General features: G+C 53.3%; 16 protein-coding genes. All 16 read left to right on the top strand.

Annotated features, from left to right (window positions below; all coding sequences use genetic code 11):
* Nucleotides 1–551 precede the first annotated feature (551 nt).
* The 16 genes from ACT9TW_RS20455 (at nucleotide 552) to wcaJ (ending at nucleotide 17,645) form a co-directional block, all read left to right on the top strand.
* A complete protein-coding gene (locus tag ACT9TW_RS20455; protein WP_259830312.1) occupies nucleotides 552–1,691 on the top strand; it encodes a polysaccharide export protein in 1,140 nt (379 codons plus the stop codon).
* A 6-nt stretch (nucleotides 1,692–1,697) separates the two neighbouring features.
* Nucleotides 1,698–2,141: a low molecular weight protein-tyrosine-phosphatase Wzb gene (gene wzb, locus ACT9TW_RS20450; RefSeq protein ID WP_166716174.1), complete on the top strand. Its 444-nt coding sequence runs from the start codon at nucleotides 1,698–1,700 to the stop codon at nucleotides 2,139–2,141.
* 2 nt (nucleotides 2,142–2,143) lie between these two features.
* On the top strand, nucleotides 2,144–4,306 hold the full coding sequence (gene wzc, locus ACT9TW_RS20445; protein WP_446493533.1) for a tyrosine-protein kinase Wzc: 2,163 nt from the start codon (nucleotides 2,144–2,146) through the stop codon (nucleotides 4,304–4,306).
* 88 nt (nucleotides 4,307–4,394) lie between these two features.
* Nucleotides 4,395–5,237 (top strand): colanic acid biosynthesis glycosyltransferase WcaA, encoded by an 843-nt coding sequence (gene wcaA, locus ACT9TW_RS20440; protein ID WP_014070940.1) that lies wholly within the window; start codon nucleotides 4,395–4,397, stop codon nucleotides 5,235–5,237.
* The gene (gene wcaB, locus ACT9TW_RS20435) at nucleotides 5,237–5,728 is read left to right on the top strand and encodes a colanic acid biosynthesis acetyltransferase WcaB (RefSeq protein WP_446493532.1); all 492 of its coding nucleotides are present in this window, start codon (nucleotides 5,237–5,239) and stop codon (nucleotides 5,726–5,728) included. Before wcaA ends, wcaB begins: the two co-directional genes overlap by 1 nt.
* Complete coding sequence (wcaC, locus tag ACT9TW_RS20430) at nucleotides 5,725–6,942, top strand: colanic acid biosynthesis glycosyltransferase WcaC (RefSeq protein ID WP_446493531.1); 1,218 nt, start codon at nucleotides 5,725–5,727, stop codon at nucleotides 6,940–6,942. Before wcaB ends, wcaC begins: the two co-directional genes overlap by 4 nt.
* Nucleotides 6,917–8,137: a colanic acid polymerase WcaD gene (gene wcaD / locus ACT9TW_RS20425; protein ID WP_182061688.1), complete on the top strand. Its 1,221-nt coding sequence runs from the start codon at nucleotides 6,917–6,919 to the stop codon at nucleotides 8,135–8,137. Before wcaC ends, wcaD begins: the two co-directional genes overlap by 26 nt.
* 16 nt (nucleotides 8,138–8,153) lie before the next feature.
* Nucleotides 8,154–8,900 (top strand): colanic acid biosynthesis glycosyltransferase WcaE, encoded by a 747-nt coding sequence (gene wcaE / locus ACT9TW_RS20420; protein ID WP_446493530.1) that lies wholly within the window; start codon nucleotides 8,154–8,156, stop codon nucleotides 8,898–8,900.
* 15 nt (nucleotides 8,901–8,915) lie between these two features.
* Nucleotides 8,916–9,470, top strand: coding sequence for a colanic acid biosynthesis acetyltransferase WcaF (wcaF, locus tag ACT9TW_RS20415; RefSeq protein ID WP_446493529.1), 555 nt, complete (start codon nucleotides 8,916–8,918; stop codon nucleotides 9,468–9,470).
* 20 nt (nucleotides 9,471–9,490) lie between these two features.
* The gene (gmd, locus tag ACT9TW_RS20410) at nucleotides 9,491–10,612 is read left to right on the top strand and encodes a GDP-mannose 4,6-dehydratase (protein WP_182061685.1); all 1,122 of its coding nucleotides are present in this window, start codon (nucleotides 9,491–9,493) and stop codon (nucleotides 10,610–10,612) included.
* Nucleotides 10,613–10,614: 2 nt separating this feature from the next.
* Nucleotides 10,615–11,580 (top strand): GDP-L-fucose synthase, encoded by a 966-nt coding sequence (gene fcl / locus ACT9TW_RS20405; RefSeq protein ID WP_182061684.1) that lies wholly within the window; start codon nucleotides 10,615–10,617, stop codon nucleotides 11,578–11,580.
* Nucleotides 11,581–11,582: 2 nt separating this feature from the next.
* Nucleotides 11,583–12,062: a GDP-mannose mannosyl hydrolase gene (locus tag ACT9TW_RS20400; RefSeq protein ID WP_182061683.1), complete on the top strand. Its 480-nt coding sequence runs from the start codon at nucleotides 11,583–11,585 to the stop codon at nucleotides 12,060–12,062.
* The gene (gene wcaI, locus ACT9TW_RS20395; RefSeq protein ID WP_446493528.1) at nucleotides 12,059–13,282 is read left to right on the top strand and encodes a colanic acid biosynthesis fucosyltransferase WcaI; all 1,224 of its coding nucleotides are present in this window, start codon (nucleotides 12,059–12,061) and stop codon (nucleotides 13,280–13,282) included. Before ACT9TW_RS20400 ends, wcaI begins: the two co-directional genes overlap by 4 nt.
* 3 nt (nucleotides 13,283–13,285) lie before the next feature.
* Nucleotides 13,286–14,722, top strand: a complete 1,437-nt coding sequence (gene cpsB / locus ACT9TW_RS20390; RefSeq protein ID WP_446493527.1) for a mannose-1-phosphate guanyltransferase — start codon at nucleotides 13,286–13,288, stop codon at nucleotides 14,720–14,722.
* 110 nt (nucleotides 14,723–14,832) lie between these two features.
* Nucleotides 14,833–16,203: a colanic acid biosynthesis phosphomannomutase CpsG gene (cpsG, locus tag ACT9TW_RS20385; RefSeq protein ID WP_182061680.1), complete on the top strand. Its 1,371-nt coding sequence runs from the start codon at nucleotides 14,833–14,835 to the stop codon at nucleotides 16,201–16,203.
* Nucleotides 16,204–16,250: 47 nt separating this feature from the next.
* Nucleotides 16,251–17,645 carry an undecaprenyl-phosphate glucose phosphotransferase gene (gene wcaJ, locus ACT9TW_RS20380; protein ID WP_315686133.1) on the top strand — a complete coding sequence of 465 codons (1,395 nt, stop codon included), beginning with the start codon at nucleotides 16,251–16,253 and terminating at the stop codon, nucleotides 17,643–17,645.
* The last annotated feature ends 9 nt before the right edge of the window (nucleotides 17,646–17,654 follow it).

Below are 17,654 nucleotides of genomic sequence, written 5' to 3'. Positions count from 1 at the left end.
ATTTTCATGTTAAATATCGTTTTATCTGATAATGAATAAAAATAAGAAATATCGCAGGGAATGGTTTTTAATTTAATTATGTCAATATAAAGAAAATCCTAAAAGGCGAAAAATTTGCTCTTAATATTATTCTTAAAAAGCCATTTCCGGACGGTTGTTACCTTGCCTGCTATTACGTTAGCTGCAACAATTCCTCCAGTATCAAATTTCTTGTTGCTATTACCATGCTTACGGAATGGTAAGGGATTCATTATCAAAGCGGCCCTAATTGCGCCTGATATATTTTCATCTCAACCGAATCAAAGAAGGTGTTTATCCATAACATATTGTTTAGACAGTGTATTGGTAACTGAAAGCCAAGGGCGGTAGCGTGCCTGAAAGCGTGTGAATCGGCCCCGATTATTCTGTCAATAGCCAATGGGTGAATAAGCTTTTTTTAGGACTGATGCCAGTTATATTTCTATTTTATTAACTGCATTCTGAGTGTCGTTTCAATCCGCGCTTATTTAAATTGCACAGGATAATTACTCTGCCAAAGTGATAAATAATCAATGATGAAATCCAAAATGAAACTGATGCCATTATTGGTGTCTGTGACCTTGATGAGTGGTTGTACGGTTTTTCCCGGCAGCAATATGTCAACCATGGGAAAGGATGTGATCAAACAGCAGGACGCTGATTTCGACCTCGACCGGATGGTGAATGTTTATCCACTGACCCCGCGTCTGGTGGAACAATTACGTCCACGGCCAAATGTGGCCCAGCCAAATACATCCCTGGACCAGGAAATTGCCGCCTACCAGTATCGCGTCGGGCCAGGGGATGTGATTAACGTGACCGTCTGGGATCACCCGGAGCTGACCACGCCAGCAGGCCAGTACCGCAGCTCCAGCGATACCGGGAACTGGGTTCAGCCGGACGGAACCATGTTCTATCCCTACATCGGTAAAGTCCACGTGGTGGGGAAAACCCTTGCCGAAATTCGTAGTGATATTACCGGCCGCTTAGCGCAGTACATCGCTGACCCGCAGGTGGACGTTAATATCGCCGCATTCCGCTCGCAAAAGGCCTATGTCTCCGGGCAGGTGAATAAATCGGGTCAGCAGGCCATCAGCAACGTGCCGCTGACGGTGCTGGACGCCATCAACGCCGCAGGCGGCCTGACCGATGCGGCAGACTGGCGCAATGTGGTGCTGACTCACAATGGCCAGGAGCAGCGCATTTCCCTTCAGGCGCTGATGCAAAACGGCGACCTGAGCCAGAACCGTCTGCTCTATCCGGGCGACATTTTGTTTGTTCCGCGCAATGACGATCTGAAAGTGTTCGTGATGGGCGAAGTGAAAAAACAGAGCACGCTCAAAATGGACTTCAGCGGCATGACCCTGACCGAAGCGCTGGGGACGGCTGAAGGCATCGATCTCACCTCGTCTAACGCCAGCGGTATTTTCGTCATCCGTCCGCTGAAAGGCGAAGGCAGTGCGAAAGGGAAGATTGCCAACATTTACCAGCTGGATATGTCCGACGCGACCTCCCTGGTGATGGCAACCGAATTCCGCCTCCAGCCGTACGATGTGGTGTATGTCACAACCGCACCGGTTGCCCGCTGGAACCGCCTGATCAACCAGTTGCTGCCAACCATCAGTGGCGTTCGCTACATGACGGATACGGCGCGCGACATCCATACCTGGTAATCCGCGATGTTTAACAAAATTCTGGTGGTGTGCGTGGGGAACATTTGCCGTTCCCCAACGGGCGAGCGGTTGTTGAAAAACTATCAACCCGCTCTCACGGTTGACTCCGCGGGGCTTGGGGCGCTGGTGGGTAAAGGTGCCGACGAGCGTGCAGCGAACGTGGCGTTGGATCATAACCTCTCTTTAGACGGGCACTGCGCCCGTCAGGTCTCCGGGCGCATGTGCCGTGAATATGACCTGATCCTGACGATGGAAAAACGCCACATTCATGCCCTGTGTGAAATCGCACCTGAAATGCGAGGCAAAGTGATGCTCTTTGGTCACTGGGACAATGAACGCGAAATTCCCGATCCGTATCGCAAGAGCCGAGAGGCATTTGAGGCGGTTTATACCTTACTTGACCAGTCTGCCCGTCAGTGGGCGCAGGCACTGAAAGCTCAGCAGGGATAACAATGACAGAAAAAACAAAACCTTCTGCCGCCCCGATATCGGGCAGTGATGAAATCGATATTGGTCGTCTGGTTGGCACGATTGTAGAGGCGAAATGGTGGGTTCTGGGCATAACTGCCGTGTTTGCCGCGGCGGCCATTGTTTACACTCTGTTCGCCACGCCAATCTACAGCGCCGATGCGCTGGTGCAGATTGAACAAAATAGCGGTAGCTCACTGGTGCAGGATATTGGCTCTGCGCTGGCGAACAAACCGCCGGCATCCGATGCCGAAATTCAGCTGATCCAGTCGCGTATGGTGCTGGGCAAAACGGTTGACGATCTCAATCTGGATATTGCCGTCACCAAAAAAACCTTCCCGGTCTTCGGCGCGGGATGGGACAGGCTGATGGGGCGCCAGAACGACACGGTAAACGTGACCACCTTTACCCTGCCAAAAGGCGGTGCCGATCAAACCTTCACGCTGACCGTGCTTGGGCCAAAGCAGTACCAGCTTACCAGCGACGGTGGTTTTAGCGCGCGCGGTGAAGTGGGACAGATGCTGAGCAAAAATGGCGTCAGCATGATGGTAAGTGCCATTCAGGCGGCTGAGGGCAGCGAGTTTACCGTCTCGAAATTCTCCATGCTGGGGATGATCAACAACCTGCAAAACAACCTTAGCGTCACCGAAAACGGCAAAGACACCGGCGTGTTGAGCCTCAGCTTTACCGGTGAAGATAAGGATCAGATCCGCGACATCCTGAACAGCATCACCCGCAACTACCTTGAGCAGAATATTGCGCGTAAATCGGAAGAGGCGGCCAAAAGCCTGGCTTTCCTGGCAAAACAACTGCCGGAAGTGCGTCAGCGTCTGGACGTAGCCGAAGAGAAGCTCAACAGCTATCGCCAGAAGAAAGACTCGGTGGATCTGCCGCTGGAAGCGAAGTCGGTACTGGATTCGATGGTGAATATCGATGCCCAACTGAACGAGCTGACCTTTAAAGAAGCGGAGATCTCCAAGCTCTACACCAAACGTCACCCGGCGTACCGCACCTTGCTGGAAAAACGCCAGGCGCTGGAAGATGAAAAAGCCAATCTCAACAAGCGTGTGAACTCCATGCCGGAAACCCAGCAGGAGATCGTTCGTCTGACCCGTGATGTGGAATCTGGCCAGCAGGTTTACATGCAACTGCTGAACAAGCAGCAGGAGCTGAAAATCACCGAAGCCAGTACCGTGGGCGATGTGCGCATTGTTGACTCCGCCATCACGCAGCCCGGCGTGCTGAAACCGAAAAAAGCGCTGATTATTCTGGGCAGCATTATTCTCGGCCTGATGCTTTCGGTGATGGGTGTGCTGTTGCGCTCGCTGTTTAACCGCGGTATCGAAAGCCCGCAGGTGCTGGAAGAGAATGGCATCAGCGTTTACGCCAGTATTCCGCTGTCGGAATGGCAGAAATCGCGTGATAGCGTCAAAACGGTTAAAGGCGTTAAGCGCTATAAGCAGAGCCAGTTGCTGGCGGTGGGCAACCCAACTGACCTTGCCATCGAGGCGGTTCGTAGCCTGCGCACCAGCCTGCACTTCGCCATGATGCAGGCCAAAAATAACGTGCTGATGATGACCGGGGTGAGCCCGTCAATCGGTAAGACGTTTGTCTGTGCCAACCTGGCGGCCGTGGTGAGCCAGACCAACAAACGTGTTCTGCTGATCGACTGCGACATGCGTAAAGGCTACACCCACGAACTGCTGGGCACCAATAACGTCAATGGCCTGTCGGAGATCCTGCTTGGTAAAGGGGAGATTGAACAGTGCGCCAAACCGACCTCAATCCCGAATTTCCATCTTGTTCCACGTGGCCAGGTTCCGCCAAATCCGTCTGAACTGCTGATGAGCGAACGCTTCAGCCAGCTGGTGGAGTGGGCGAGCAAACACTACGACCTGGTGTTGATTGATACCCCACCAATTCTGGCCGTAACCGATGCTGCCATTGTGGGTCGCCATGCGGGCACCACGCTGATGGTGGCGCGCTATGCGGTGAATACCCTGAAGGAAGTGGAAACCAGTCTGGGCCGCTTTGAGCAGAACGGTATCGATGTGAAAGGGGTGATCCTGAACTCTATCTTCCGTCGCGCGAGCAGTTATCAGGATTACGGCTACTACGAGTACGAATATAAATCTGACAGTAAATAAAGCCCCTCACCCAGACGGTGCGGGATATAACGACATGTTGCCTTTCACCCTCTCCCCAAAGGGAGAGGGCTGGGGTGAGGGGAATACCATGACCACACAACGCCCTTTGATTTCTATTTATATGCCGACATGGAATCGTCAGCAGTTGGCGATCCGCGCAATTAAGTCGGTCCTGCGTCAGGACTACGATAACTGGGAGCTGCTCATTGTTGATGACTGTTCCTCTTCATACGAACAACTGCAAAAGTTCGTGACTGACCTCAATGACCCACGGGTGATGTACACGCATAACGCCATCAACTCCGGGGCGTGTGCGGTACGTAACCAGGCGATATTGCAGGCGCAAGGGCAGTATCTGACCGGGATTGACGACGATGACGAATGGACGCCCAACCGTCTGTCGACCTTCCTGTCGCACCAGCATCAGCTGGTTACACATGCGTTTCTGTATGCCAACGACTATGTTTGCCAGGGTGAAGTCTATTCGCAGCCAGCGAGTCTGCCGCTGTATCCGAAATCACCGTACTCCCGTCGCCTGTTTTACAAGCGCAATATCATTGGTAATCAGGTCTTCTCCTGGTCCTGGCGCTTCAAAGAAAACCTGTTCGATACCGAACTCAAGGCGGCGCAGGATTACGATATTTTCCTGCGCATGGTGGTGGAGTATGGCGAACCCTGGAAAGTGGAAGAAGCCACGCAAATCCTGCATATCAATCACGGGGAGATGCAAATCACCTCGTCGCCGAAGAAATTTTCCGGCTACTTCCACTTTTACCGTAAGCACAAAGACAAGTTCGACCGTGCCAGCCGTAAGTATCAGCTCTTTACCCTCTATCAGATCCGCAATAAGCGCATGAACTGGCGCACACTGCTGACGCTCTTTTCCGTGCGCAATACCAAGCGTCTGGCTGATGGACTTCGGGGGAAATAATGTTTCTTGAAGACTGCCGCGCGAACAGCTGGAGCCTGCGCCCTTGCTGCATGGTTCTGGCCTATCGCATCGCACATTTTTGCTCGGTATGGCGCAAAAAAAACGTGCTGAACAATATCTGGGCAGCACCGGTTCTGGTGCTGTACCGCATCATCACCGAATGCTTTTTTGGCTACGAAATTCAGGCTGCCGCCACCATTGGCCGCCGCTTCACCATCCACCACGGCTATGCCGTGGTGATCAATAAGTTTGTGGTCGCGGGTGATGACTTCACCATTCGCCACGCGGTGACCATTGGCAACCGTGGGCCGGCGAGCCTTACGTGCCCTGTCATCGGGAATAACGTCGAGCTGGGCGCCAATGTGGTGATCATTGGTGACATTACCGTGGGTAACAACGTAACCATTGGTGCCGGCAGCATGGTGCTGGACAGCATTCCTGATAACGCGCTGGTGGTGGGCGAAAAAGCCCGCGTGAAGGTGATCAAATGAATATTCTGCAATTTAACGTTCGTCTGGCTGAGGGCGGGGCGGCAGGCGTGGCGCTGGATCTTCACCAGCGCGCGCTGGAAAAAGGATTACAGTCGCGCTTCATATACGGCTATGGCAAAGGTGGCAAAAAAAGTGTCAGCCACGATGACTACCCGCAGGTGGTGAAACAGACCCCGCGCGTGACTTCCATCGCCAACATTGCACTTTTCCGTCTGTTCAACCGCGATCTGTTTGGCAATCTGAACAACCTGTACCGCACGGTAACGCGCTCGGCCGGGCCCGTGGTGCTGCATTTTCATGTGCTGCATAGCTACTGGTTGAATCTGGAAGAGGTTGTGGCCTTTTGCGAAAAAGTGAAAGCACATAAACCAGACACCACTTTTGTCTGGACGCTGCATGACCACTGGAGCGTGACCGGACGCTGCGCCTTTACCGACGGTTGCGAAGGCTGGAAAACGCACTGCCAGAAGTGCCCAACGCTGACCAACTATCCACCGGTAAAAGTGGACCGGGCGCATCAGCTGGTGGCGGGAAAACGCCAGCTGTTTCGCGAGATGCTCGCGCTCGGCTGCACGTTTATCTCCCCCAGCCAGCATGTGGCCGATGCCTTCAACAGCCTGTACGGGGCAGGGCGCTGCAAAATCATCAATAACGGGATCGACGTGGCAACCGAAGCTATCCTGGCAGAGCTGAAACCCGTGGCGCACACCGCAGGCAAACCGAAAATTGCCGTGGTGGCACACGATCTGCGTTACGACGGCAAAACCAATCAACAGCTGGTGCGCGACATCATGGCGCTCGGCGACAAGATAGAGCTGCATACCTTCGGCAAGTTTTCCCCGTTTGAAGGGGCGAACGTGATTAACCACGGATTCGAAACCGACAAACGTAAACTGATGAGCGCGCTGAACGGCATGGATGCGCTGGTCTTTAGCTCCCGCGTGGATAACTACCCGTTGATCCTGTGCGAAGCGTTGTCGATTGGCGTGCCGGTTATTGCCACCCACAGCGACGCGGCGCGTGAAGTGCTGGAAAAATCTGGCGGCAAAACCTTCAGTGAAAATGAGGTGCTGCCGCTGGTGCAACTGCCAAAGCCCGCCGTCGCGCAGGCCGTGTTTGGCACTGACCTGGAATCGTTCCGCAACCGTAGCCGCAAGGCGTACAGTGGCCAACAGATGCTGGAGGAATATGTCTCGTTCTATCAGAATCTGTAGTTATCTGCTGCTGCCGCTGATCTACCTGCTGGTCAACGTCAAGATTGCCCAGCTCGGCGAAAGCTTCCCCATTACCATTGTGACGTTCCTGCCGGTCTTACTGCTGCTGTATGTCGAAAAAATCAGCCTGAAAAAGCTGATGATTGCCCTCGGCGTTGGATTTAGCCTGACGGCATTTAACTACATCTTTGGTCAGTCACTGGATGCCAGTAAATACGTCACCTCGACCATGCTGTTTGTTTATATTGTCATTATTATTGGCATGGTCTGGAGTATTCGCTTTAAAACTATTTCACCGCACAATTATCGGAAAATCCTTAGGTTCTTTTATATTGCCGTTACGTTAATTGTCATGCTGGCTGCACTGGAAATGGCGCAAATTATTTTGACCGGTGGCAGTAGCCTGATGGAGATGATTTCGAAATATCTCATTTACAGTAACAGTTATGTACTGAACTTCATTAAGTTTGGCGGCAAGCGTACTACCGCACTCTATTTTGAGCCGGCATTTTTTGCTCTGGCGTTAATCTCAATTTGGCTCAGCATCAAACAGTTTGGTATCAAAACCCCCAAGACCGATGCTATGATTCTTGCAGGGATTGTTCTGTCGGGTTCTTTCTCGGGGGTAATGACATTTATATTGTTCTACCTGCTGGAATGGGCATTTCAGTATCTGAACAAGGATGCGATAAAGAAAAAACTGCCGCTGGCGATTATCTCCCTGACGGTGTTTTTAGTCGGCGTAATATTTGCATTCCCGTACATCTCAGAACGTCTGGGTGATTTGGGAACGGAAGGTTCGTCGTCCTATTATCGCATTATTGGGCCGCTGGTCATGGTGGGCTATTCATTAACCCATATTGATGGCGTAGTCAGATTTGGCTCACTTTACGAATATGTTGCATCATTCGGAATCTTTAACGGTGCAGATGTCGGTAAAACCATAGACAATGGTCTGTATCTGTTAATTATTTATTTTTCGTGGTTCGCCGTATTGTTGACGCTGTGGTATCTGTTTAAAGTTTTCAAAATGATGATTAACGCGTTTGGGGATAATCAGAACTTTCGCGTGCAGCTTTATCTTTTTACGCCAGTGTCGTTGTTCTTTACGGGGTCAATATTTAGCCCGGAATATGCTTTTTTGATTGTCTGTCCGTTTATTCTGCGCAAGGCACTCAATATTACGCGCGTATGACGAAATGAGGTGGTTTATGTTTCTTAGCGTGATTACTGTCGCCTTTCGCAATTACGAAGGCGTGGTAAAAACCTGGCGCTCGCTACGCAACCTGGCACGCGATCCAAGCCTCACATTTGAATGGATTGTCGTGGATGGTGGCTCGAATGACAGTACGGCTGAGTTTTTGAAAAAACTCAACGGGGAGTTCAACTTACGTTACATCAGCGAGAAAGATAAAGGCATCTACGACGCCATGAATAAAGGCATCGACATGGCCCAGGGGCGCTATGCCATCTTTCTGAATTCCGGTGATGTGTTCCATGAAGATGTTGCGCTCTTTGCCCGTCAGCTGGCGCGGCAGAAAGAGGACGCCATGTATATTGGTGATGCGCTTCTGGACTTCGGCGATGACCATAAAGTTCTGCGTAGTGCAAAGCCAGGCTGGTATATCTACCACAGTTTACCGGCCAGCCATCAGGCTATTTTCTTCCCGACCGTGGGGCTGAAAAAACAGCCGTATGATTTGCAGTATAAAGTGTCATCAGATTATGCACTGGCAGCAAGTTTGTATAAGTCGGGTTACCCGTTTCGTCGAATTAAAGGCACGGTGTCTGAATTTTCGATGGGTGGTGTGTCAACTTCGAATAATCTGGAATTGTGCCAGGATGCAAAAAACGTACAGCGCAATATATTGCGAATGCCGGGGCCACTGGCGGAATTATCTTATTTATTGCGTCTGAAAACGACGGGTAAAACGAAAGCCTTATATAACAAAGCCTGAATATAAGGAAGCGTAATGCAGGAACTCAATGGGTTCTCCGTGCCGAAAGGTTTTCGGGGCGGGAACGGTATTAAGGTGCAGTTATGGTGGGCGGTGCAGGCCACATTATTTGCCTGGTCACCGCAAATACTGTATCGCTGGCGCGCATTTTTATTACGCTTGTTCGGTGCAAAAATCGGAAAAAACGTAGTCATTCGCCCGTCAGTCAAAATTACTTATCCGTGGAAATTAACGCTCGGTGATTACGCCTGGGTGGGTGATGACGCGGTGTTATATAGCCTGGGTGACATCACCATTGGCGCAAATTCAGTGGTATCACAGAAGTGTTATTTGTGTGCCGGTAGTCACGATTTTATGAGTCAGCATTTTGATATTACCGCTTCGCCTATTGTGATTGGTGAAAAATGCTGGCTGGCGACAGATGTGTTTGTCGCACCGGGTGTTTCTGTTGGTGATGGTACCGTTATTGGTGCCCGCAGCAGCGTTTTTAAATCGCTTCCGGCAAATAAAGTTTGCCGTGGCAATCCCGCAGTGGTGATACGCGAACGCGTAGAAACTGAAAAACTTTGATAAGTACAGAGGAAATTAATATGTCTAAAGTCGCTCTCATCACCGGCGTTACCGGACAGGATGGTTCTTACCTGGCAGAATTGCTGCTGGAGAAAGGTTATGAAGTACACGGTATTAAACGTCGTGCCTCTTCGTTCAACACCGAGCGTGTGGACCATATCTATCAGGATCCTCATGCGAAAAACCCGAAATTCCATCTGCACTACGGCGACCTGACGGATACCTCCAACCTGACCCGTATTCTGCAAGAAGTGCAGCCGGATGAAGTCTACAACCTGGGTGCGATGAGCCACGTGGCCGTGTCGTTTGAATCCCCGGAATATACCGCTGACGTTGATGCCATGGGTACGCTGCGTCTGCTGGAGGCGATCCGCTTCCTCGGTCTTGAGAAGAAAACCCGTTTCTACCAGGCGTCTACCTCTGAGCTGTATGGCCTGGTGCAGGAAATCCCGCAAAAAGAAACCACCCCGTTCTACCCACGCTCACCATATGCGGTAGCCAAACTGTACGCCTACTGGATCACCGTAAACTACCGCGAATCCTACGGCATGTATGCGTGTAACGGCATTCTGTTCAACCACGAATCCCCGCGCCGTGGTGAAACCTTCGTGACCCGTAAAATTACCCGCGCGATCGCCAACATTGCACAGGGTCTGGAGTCTTGCCTGCACCTGGGCAACATGGATTCCCTGCGTGACTGGGGCCATGCCAAAGACTACGTGAAAATGCAGTGGATGATGCTGCAACAGGACAAGCCAGAAGACTTCGTTATTGCGACCGGCGTGCAGTATTCCGTGCGTCGTTTCGTTGAAATGGCAGCGGCACAACTGGGTATCAAACTGCGTTTCGAAGGCACTGGCGTTGACGAGAAAGGCATCGTGGTTTCCGTGACGGGCCATGATGCACCGGGCGTGAAACCGGGTGATGTGATTGTTCAGGTTGACCCGCGTTACTTCCGTCCTGCTGAGGTAGAAACCCTGCTGGGCGATCCAACCAAAGCGCACGAAGTGCTGGGCTGGAAACCGGAGACCACTCTTCAGGAGATGGTGTCTGAAATGGTAGCCAAAGACCTTGAAGCGGCGAAGAAACACTCACTGCTGAAGTCCCACGGCTACGAGGTTGCCATCGCGCTGGAGTCCTGAGAATGACCAAACAACGTATTTTTGTCGCCGGTCATCGCGGCATGGTGGGTTCCGCCATTGTCCGCCAGCTGGAACAACGTGGTGACGTTGAGGTGATTGTCCGTACGCGTGACGAGCTGAATTTGCTCGACAGCAAAGCCGTGCAGGATTTCTTTGCAGACTCGCGTATCGATCAGGTGTATCTGGCGGCGGCAAAGGTGGGTGGCATTGTCGCCAACAACACCTACCCGGCTGATTTCATCTACGAGAACATGATGATTGAGAGCAACATTATTCACGCCGCGCATCTGCACAACGTGAATAAGCTGCTGTTCCTCGGTTCATCCTGTATTTACCCGAAAATGGCGAAACAGCCGATGGCGGAAAGCGAGCTGCTGCAAGGCACGCTCGAAGCGACCAATGAGCCGTACGCTATTGCCAAGATTGCCGGGATCAAACTGTGCGAGTCCTATAACCGCCAGTACGGTCGCGATTATCGCTCGGTCATGCCGACCAACCTGTATGGGCCGAACGATAATTTCCACCCGAGCAATTCGCACGTGATCCCGGCGCTGCTGCGCCGCTTTCACGAAGCGACGGCTGATAACGCACCGGATGTGGTGGTGTGGGGCAGCGGTACGCCGATGCGTGAGTTCCTGCACGTGGACGACATGGCGGCAGCCAGCATTCACGTGATGGAGCTGGATCGCGAAGTGTGGCAGGAGAACACGCAACCGATGCTCTCGCACATTAACGTGGGCACCGGCGTGGACTGCACCATTCGCGAGCTGGCGCAAACCCTGGCGAAAGTGGTGGGTTACAAAGGCCGCGTGGTGTTCGACGCCTCAAAACCCGACGGCACACCACGTAAATTACTGGATGTAACGCGCCTGCATCAGCTGGGCTGGTATCACGAGGTGTCACTTGAGCAGGGGCTTGCCAGCACCTATCAGTGGTTCCTGGAAAACCAGCACCGCTTCCGGGGGTAGATATGTTTTTAAATCAGGAAGACTTTGCCACGGTAGTCCGTTCCACTCCACTTATCTCAATCGATTTGATTGTGGAGAACGAACGCGGCGAGTTCTTGCTGGGGAAACGAACCAACCGCCCGGCACTTGGGTACTGGTTCGTACCCGGTGGACGTGTGCAGAAGGATGAGACGCTCACCAGTGCTTTTGAGCGTCTTACCCTGGCGGAACTCGGGCTGCGCTTGCCGCAGTCTGCAGGCCAGTTTTACGGGGTCTGGCAGCACTTCTACGACGATAACTTTTCCGGGGCTGATTTCACCACACACTACGTGGTGCTCGGTTTTCGCCTGAAGGTGAATCAGGCAGACCTTCGTCTGCCTGATGCTCAGCATGACGACTACCGCTGGCACAAGCCAGAGGCGTTGCTGGCAAGTGACAACGTACACGACAACAGCCGCGCCTATTTTCTGGCGGAGCGTCAGGCTGAGGTGCCGGGCTTATGAAAATCCTCGTATACGGAATCAACTATTCGCCGGAATTAACGGGGATTGGTAAATACACCGGTGAAATGGTCGAGTGGATGGCAGACCAGGGTCATGACGTGCGGGTCATTACCGCACCGCCTTACTACCCGGAATGGCAGGTGGGCGAGCGCTACTCTGGTTGGCGGTATCGCCGCGAACAGGGCGCGGCAACGGTCTGGCGCTGCCCGTTGTACGTGCCGAAACAGCCTTCGACGCTGAAACGTTTAATTCATCTGGGCAGTTTTGCCCTGAGCAGTTTCTTCCCGCTGATGGCACAACGTCGCTGGAAGCCTGAACTCATTATCGGCGTGGTGCCCACGCTGTTTTGCACGCCAGGAATGCGCCTGCTGGGCAAGCTTTCGGGTGCGCGCACCTTGCTGCACATTCAGGACTACGAAGTGGACGCCATGCTGGGGCTGGGAATGGCCGGGAAAGGCAAGGGTGGCAGGGTGGCAAAACTGGCCAGCGCGTTTGAGCGTAGCGGCCTGCACAACGTGGATTACGTCTCGACCATCTCACGCTCAATGATGAATAAAGCGCAGGAGAAAGGTGTCGCAGCGGAAAAAGTGATCTTTTTCCCGAACTGGTCTGAAGTGGCGCGTTTTCGCAATGTGTCTGAACACGATGCATTGGTGCTTCGTGAACAACTCGGTTTGCCTGAAGATCAAAAAATTATTCTTTACTCGGGCAACATCGGGGAAAAGCAGGGGCTGGAAAGTGTGGTTGAGGCTGCCGGACAGCTTAGCCGTCATGCCCTGACGTTTGTGATTGTCGGGCAGGGTGGCGGTAAAGCGCGACTGGAAAAAATGGTCAGCGAACGTGGCCTGACCAACGTGAAATTTTACCCGCTTCAGCCGTACGAGGCGCTGCCGGCGCTGCTGAAGATGGGGGACTGCCATCTGGTGGTACAAAAACGCGGTGCAGCAGATGCCGTGCTGCCATCAAAACTAACCAACATTCTGGCGGTAGGCGGCAATGCGGTGATCACCGCCGAGGCCGATACCGAGCTGGGTCAGCTATGCGACAGCTACCCGGGAATTGCGGTTTGCGTTGAGCCGGAGTCCGTAGAGGCGCTGGTTACCGGGATCGAACAGGCGCTCGCGCTGCCTAAAGAGAACATCGTGGCACGTGAATATGCCGGGCGCACGCTCGAAAAAGAGAACGTCCTTAGCCAATTTATTGCAGATATACGGGGATAAATAATGAGTCAAACCAAACTTTTTCCGGTCGTGATGGCTGGAGGCTCTGGTAGCCGGTTGTGGCCGCTGTCCCGCGTGCTCTATCCAAAACAGTTCCTCTGCCTGAAAGGGGATCTCACCATGCTGCAAACGACAGTTTCTCGTCTGAACGGCGTGGAGTGCGAAAGCCCGGTGGTGATTTGTAATGAACAACACCGCTTTATCGTGGCCGAGCAGCTACGTCAGCTCAACAAGCTGACTGAAAACATCATTCTGGAGCCGGCAGGGCGCAACACGGCGCCAGCCATAGCACTGGCAGCGCTGGCGGCAAAACGCAGCAGCCCGGAGTGTGATCCGATGATGCTGGTGCTGGCCGCTGACCATGTTATCCAGCAGGAAGACATCTTCCGTGACGCGGTGCGTTCCGCCATTCCTTACGCCGAGAGCGGCAAGCTGGTGACTTTCGGGATCGTACCGGATCTGCCAGAAACCGGTTATGGCTACATCCGCCGGGGCGATGTCACGCCAGGTGAAGGCGAGAGCCTGGCATTTAACGTGGCGCAGTTTGTCGAAAAACCGAATCTGGAAACCGCGCAGGCCTATGTCGGCTGCGGCGAGTATTACTGGAACAGCGGTATGTTCCTGTTCCGCGCCGGGCGCTATCTGGAAGAGCTGGAAAAATTCCGCCCGGATATCCTCACTGCCTGTGAAAAAGCGATGGATGCGGTTGACCCGGATCTCGACTTTATCCGTGTGGATGAAGAAGCCTTCCTCGCCTGCCCGGAAGAGTCCATTGACTATGCCGTGATGGAGCGCACCGCGGATGCGGTAGTGGTGCCGATGGATGCGGGCTGGAGCGACGTTGGCTCATGGTCATCCTTGTGGGAGATCAGCGCACATACCCCGGAGGGAAATGTCCACCATGGTGATGTAATCAGCCATAAAACGGAAAACAGCTATGTGTACGCTGAATCCGGGCTGGTTACCACGGTGGGCGTGAAGGATCTGGTTGTCGTTCAGACCAAAGATGCCGTGCTGATTGCTGACCGTAACGCGGTTCAGGATGTCAAGAAAGTGGTCGAGAAGATCAAGGCAGATGGCCGACATGAACACCACATTCATCGCGAAGTGTATCGCCCGTGGGGCAAATATGACTCCATCGATTCCGGCGATCGCTATCAGGTAAAACGCATCACCGTGAAGCCAGGGGAAGGACTGTCTGTGCAGATGCATCATCACCGCGCCGAACACTGGGTGGTGGTGGCCGGAACCGCCAAAGTGACAATCGACGGTGAAATCAAACTGATTGGTGAAAACGAGTCCGTGTATATCCCGCTGGGGGCGACGCATTGCCTGGAAAACCCAGGGAAAATTCCGCTCGACCTGATTGAAGTTCGCTCAGGCTCGTATCTGGAAGAGGACGACATTGTGCGCTTCCAGGATCGCTACGGGCGGGTCTAGCACCGTCTTTAACGCCGGATGGCGCTTCGCTTATCCGGCCTACGAATGAATAAAAACAATTTTGCCTGTTAATCGGGCGGGCCAACTGTTGCCTGAAAAAAGGGGTCATCATGGAAAAATTAACCTGTTTTAAAGCCTACGATATTCGCGGCAAGCTGGGCGAAGAGCTGAATGAAGACATCGCATGGCGTATTGGTCGCGCGTATGGCGAATATTTAAAGCCGAAAACCATTGTTCTGGGCGGCGATGTGCGGCTGACCAGTGCGTCACTGAAAAGTGCACTGGCAAAAGGGTTGCAGGATGCAGGCGTCGATGTGCTGGATATTGGTCTTTCCGGTACGGAAGAGATCTATTTCGCTACCTTCCATCTGGGTGTGGACGGCGGTATCGAAGTGACCGCCAGCCATAACCCGATGGACTACAACGGCATGAAACTGGTGCGCAAGGGCGCGCGTCCTATCAGCGGCGATACCGGCCTGCGCGACGTGCAGCGTCTTGCCGAAGCGAACGACTTCCCGCCGGTGAACGAAACAAAACGCGGCAGCTACAAACAGATCAATCTGCAAAAAGAGTACATCGACCATCTGCTTGGCTACATCAACGTGGCAAACCTCAAGCCGCTGAAGCTGGTGATTAACTCCGGGAACGGTGCCGCTGGCCCGGTTGTCGATGCCCTGGAAGCGCGCTTTAAGGCGCTGAACGTCCCGGTCACCTTCATTAAAGTGCATAACACCCCGGACGGTAACTTCCCGAACGGTATTCCTAACCCGCTGCTACCCGAGTGCCGTGATGACACCCGCAACGCGGTGATCGAACACGGTGCGGATATGGGTATTGCCTTTGACGGCGACTTTGACCGCTGCTTTCTGTTCGATGAAAAAGGCCAGTTTATCGAAGGCTATTACATCGTTGGCCTTCTGGCGGAAGCGTTCCTCGAGAAAAACCCGGGAGCGAAGATCATTCACGACCCACGTCTGTCGTGGAATACCGTCGATGTGGTGGCGGCTGCGGGCGGCAAGCCGGTGATGTCCAAAACCGGCCACGCGTTCATCAAAGAGCGGATGCGTGAAGAAGATGCCATCTACGGCGGCGAGATGAGCGCCCACCACTACTTCCGTGATTTTGCTTACTGCGACAGCGGGATGATCCCGTGGCTGCTGGTGACGGAGCTGCTGTGTCTTAAAGGACAGACTCTGGGCGAGTTGGTACGTGACCGTATGGCGGCATTCCCGGCAAGCGGGGAGATCAACAGCAAGCTGGCGCTGCCGGCCGAGGCGATCGCCCGCGTAGAGCAACACTTCGCCCTTCACGCGCTGGAAATTGATCGAACCGATGGCATCAGCATGTCGTTCCCGCAGTGGCGGTTCAATCTGCGTTCTTCAAACACCGAGCCGGTGGTGCGCCTGAATGTGGAATCGCGGGCGGATGTCCCACTGATGGAAGCGCGAACGCAGGACATTCTGGCGTTGTTGAATCAGTAAAACTTGCCCCCTCCCAACGGGAGGGGGATCCGATAACAGGAACAACGATGACGAATCTAAGAAAGCGCGAGCGAGCCAGAACGAATGCATCGTTAATCTCTATGGTGCAGCGATTTTCTGACATCACAATCATGGTCGGTGGGTTGTGGGTGGTGTGCCGGATAAGCGGACAGCCATTCTTCTACATGCATTTGCTGATGGCGTTGATTGCACTGGTGGTGTTTCAGATGATCGGCGGGGTAACCGATTTCTACCGCTCATGGCGTGGCGTAAAAATCACCACCGAGCTGCTGCTGTTGATTCAGAACTGGACGTTAAGCCTGATTTTCAGCGCAGGTCTGGTGGCATTTAGCCATGATTTTGACACCCGTCTGGTGACGTATCTTTGCTGGTATGTGTTAACCAGCCTGGGCATGGTGGTCTGCCGTTCCCAGATTCGCTACTTTGCGGGCTGGCTACGTAACCGGGGTTACAACACGCGCTATGTGGCGGTTGCGGGCGATTTGCCGGTAGGGCAGGTGCTGCTGGACAGTTTTCGTAAAGAGCCGTGGCTGGGGCTGGAAGGGGTGGGGATCTACCACGATGCCAAACCGGGCGGCGTGCCTGCCGACTGGGCGGGCAACTTCGAACAGCTGATTGACGATGCGAAGGCGGGCAAAATCCACAACGTTTACATCGCCATGCAGATGAGCGATGAGTCGTACATTAAGCATCTGGTGCGTGAGCTGGCGGATACCACCTGTTCGGTGATCCTCATTCCTGACGTCTTTACCTTTAATATCCTGCATTCGCGTATCGATGAAGTAAATGGCGTGCCCGTTGTGCCGCTGTACGATACGCCGCTTTCAGGCATTAACCGCGTGCTCAAGCGCGTGGAAGATATCCTGCTCTCCTCGCTGATTTTACTGCTGATCTCCCCGGTGCTGTGCTGTATTGCACTGGCGGTGAAGCTCAGCTCTCCTGGCCCGATTATCTTCCGCCAGACTCGCTACGGCATGGACGGCAAGCCCATCATGGTGTGGAAGTTCCGCTCCATGAAGGTGATGGAGAACGACAAAGTGGTAACTCAGGCGACACAAAACGATCCGCGCGTGACCCGGGTGGGTAATTTCCTGCGTCGTACCTCGCTGGATGAGCTGCCGCAGTTTATCAACGTCTTTACCGGTGGTATGTCCATCGTCGGCCCACGCCCACATGCGGTAGCGCACAACGAACAGTATCGCTCGCTGATTGAGGGTTACATGCTGCGCCATAAAGTGAAGCCGGGGATCACTGGCTGGGCGCAGATTAACGGCTGGCGCGGTGAGACTGACACCCTGGAAAAAATGGAAAAACGTATTGAGTTTGACCTGGAGTACATCCGTGAGTGGAGTCTCTGGTTCGATATCAAAATCGTCTTTCTGACCATCTTTAAAGGCTTTGTGAACAAAGCGGCGTATTAAGGAACGGTC

Source organism: Enterobacter sp. C4G1 (genome assembly GCF_052886895.1).
This window is presented reverse-complemented; position numbering and strand designations above follow the sequence as displayed.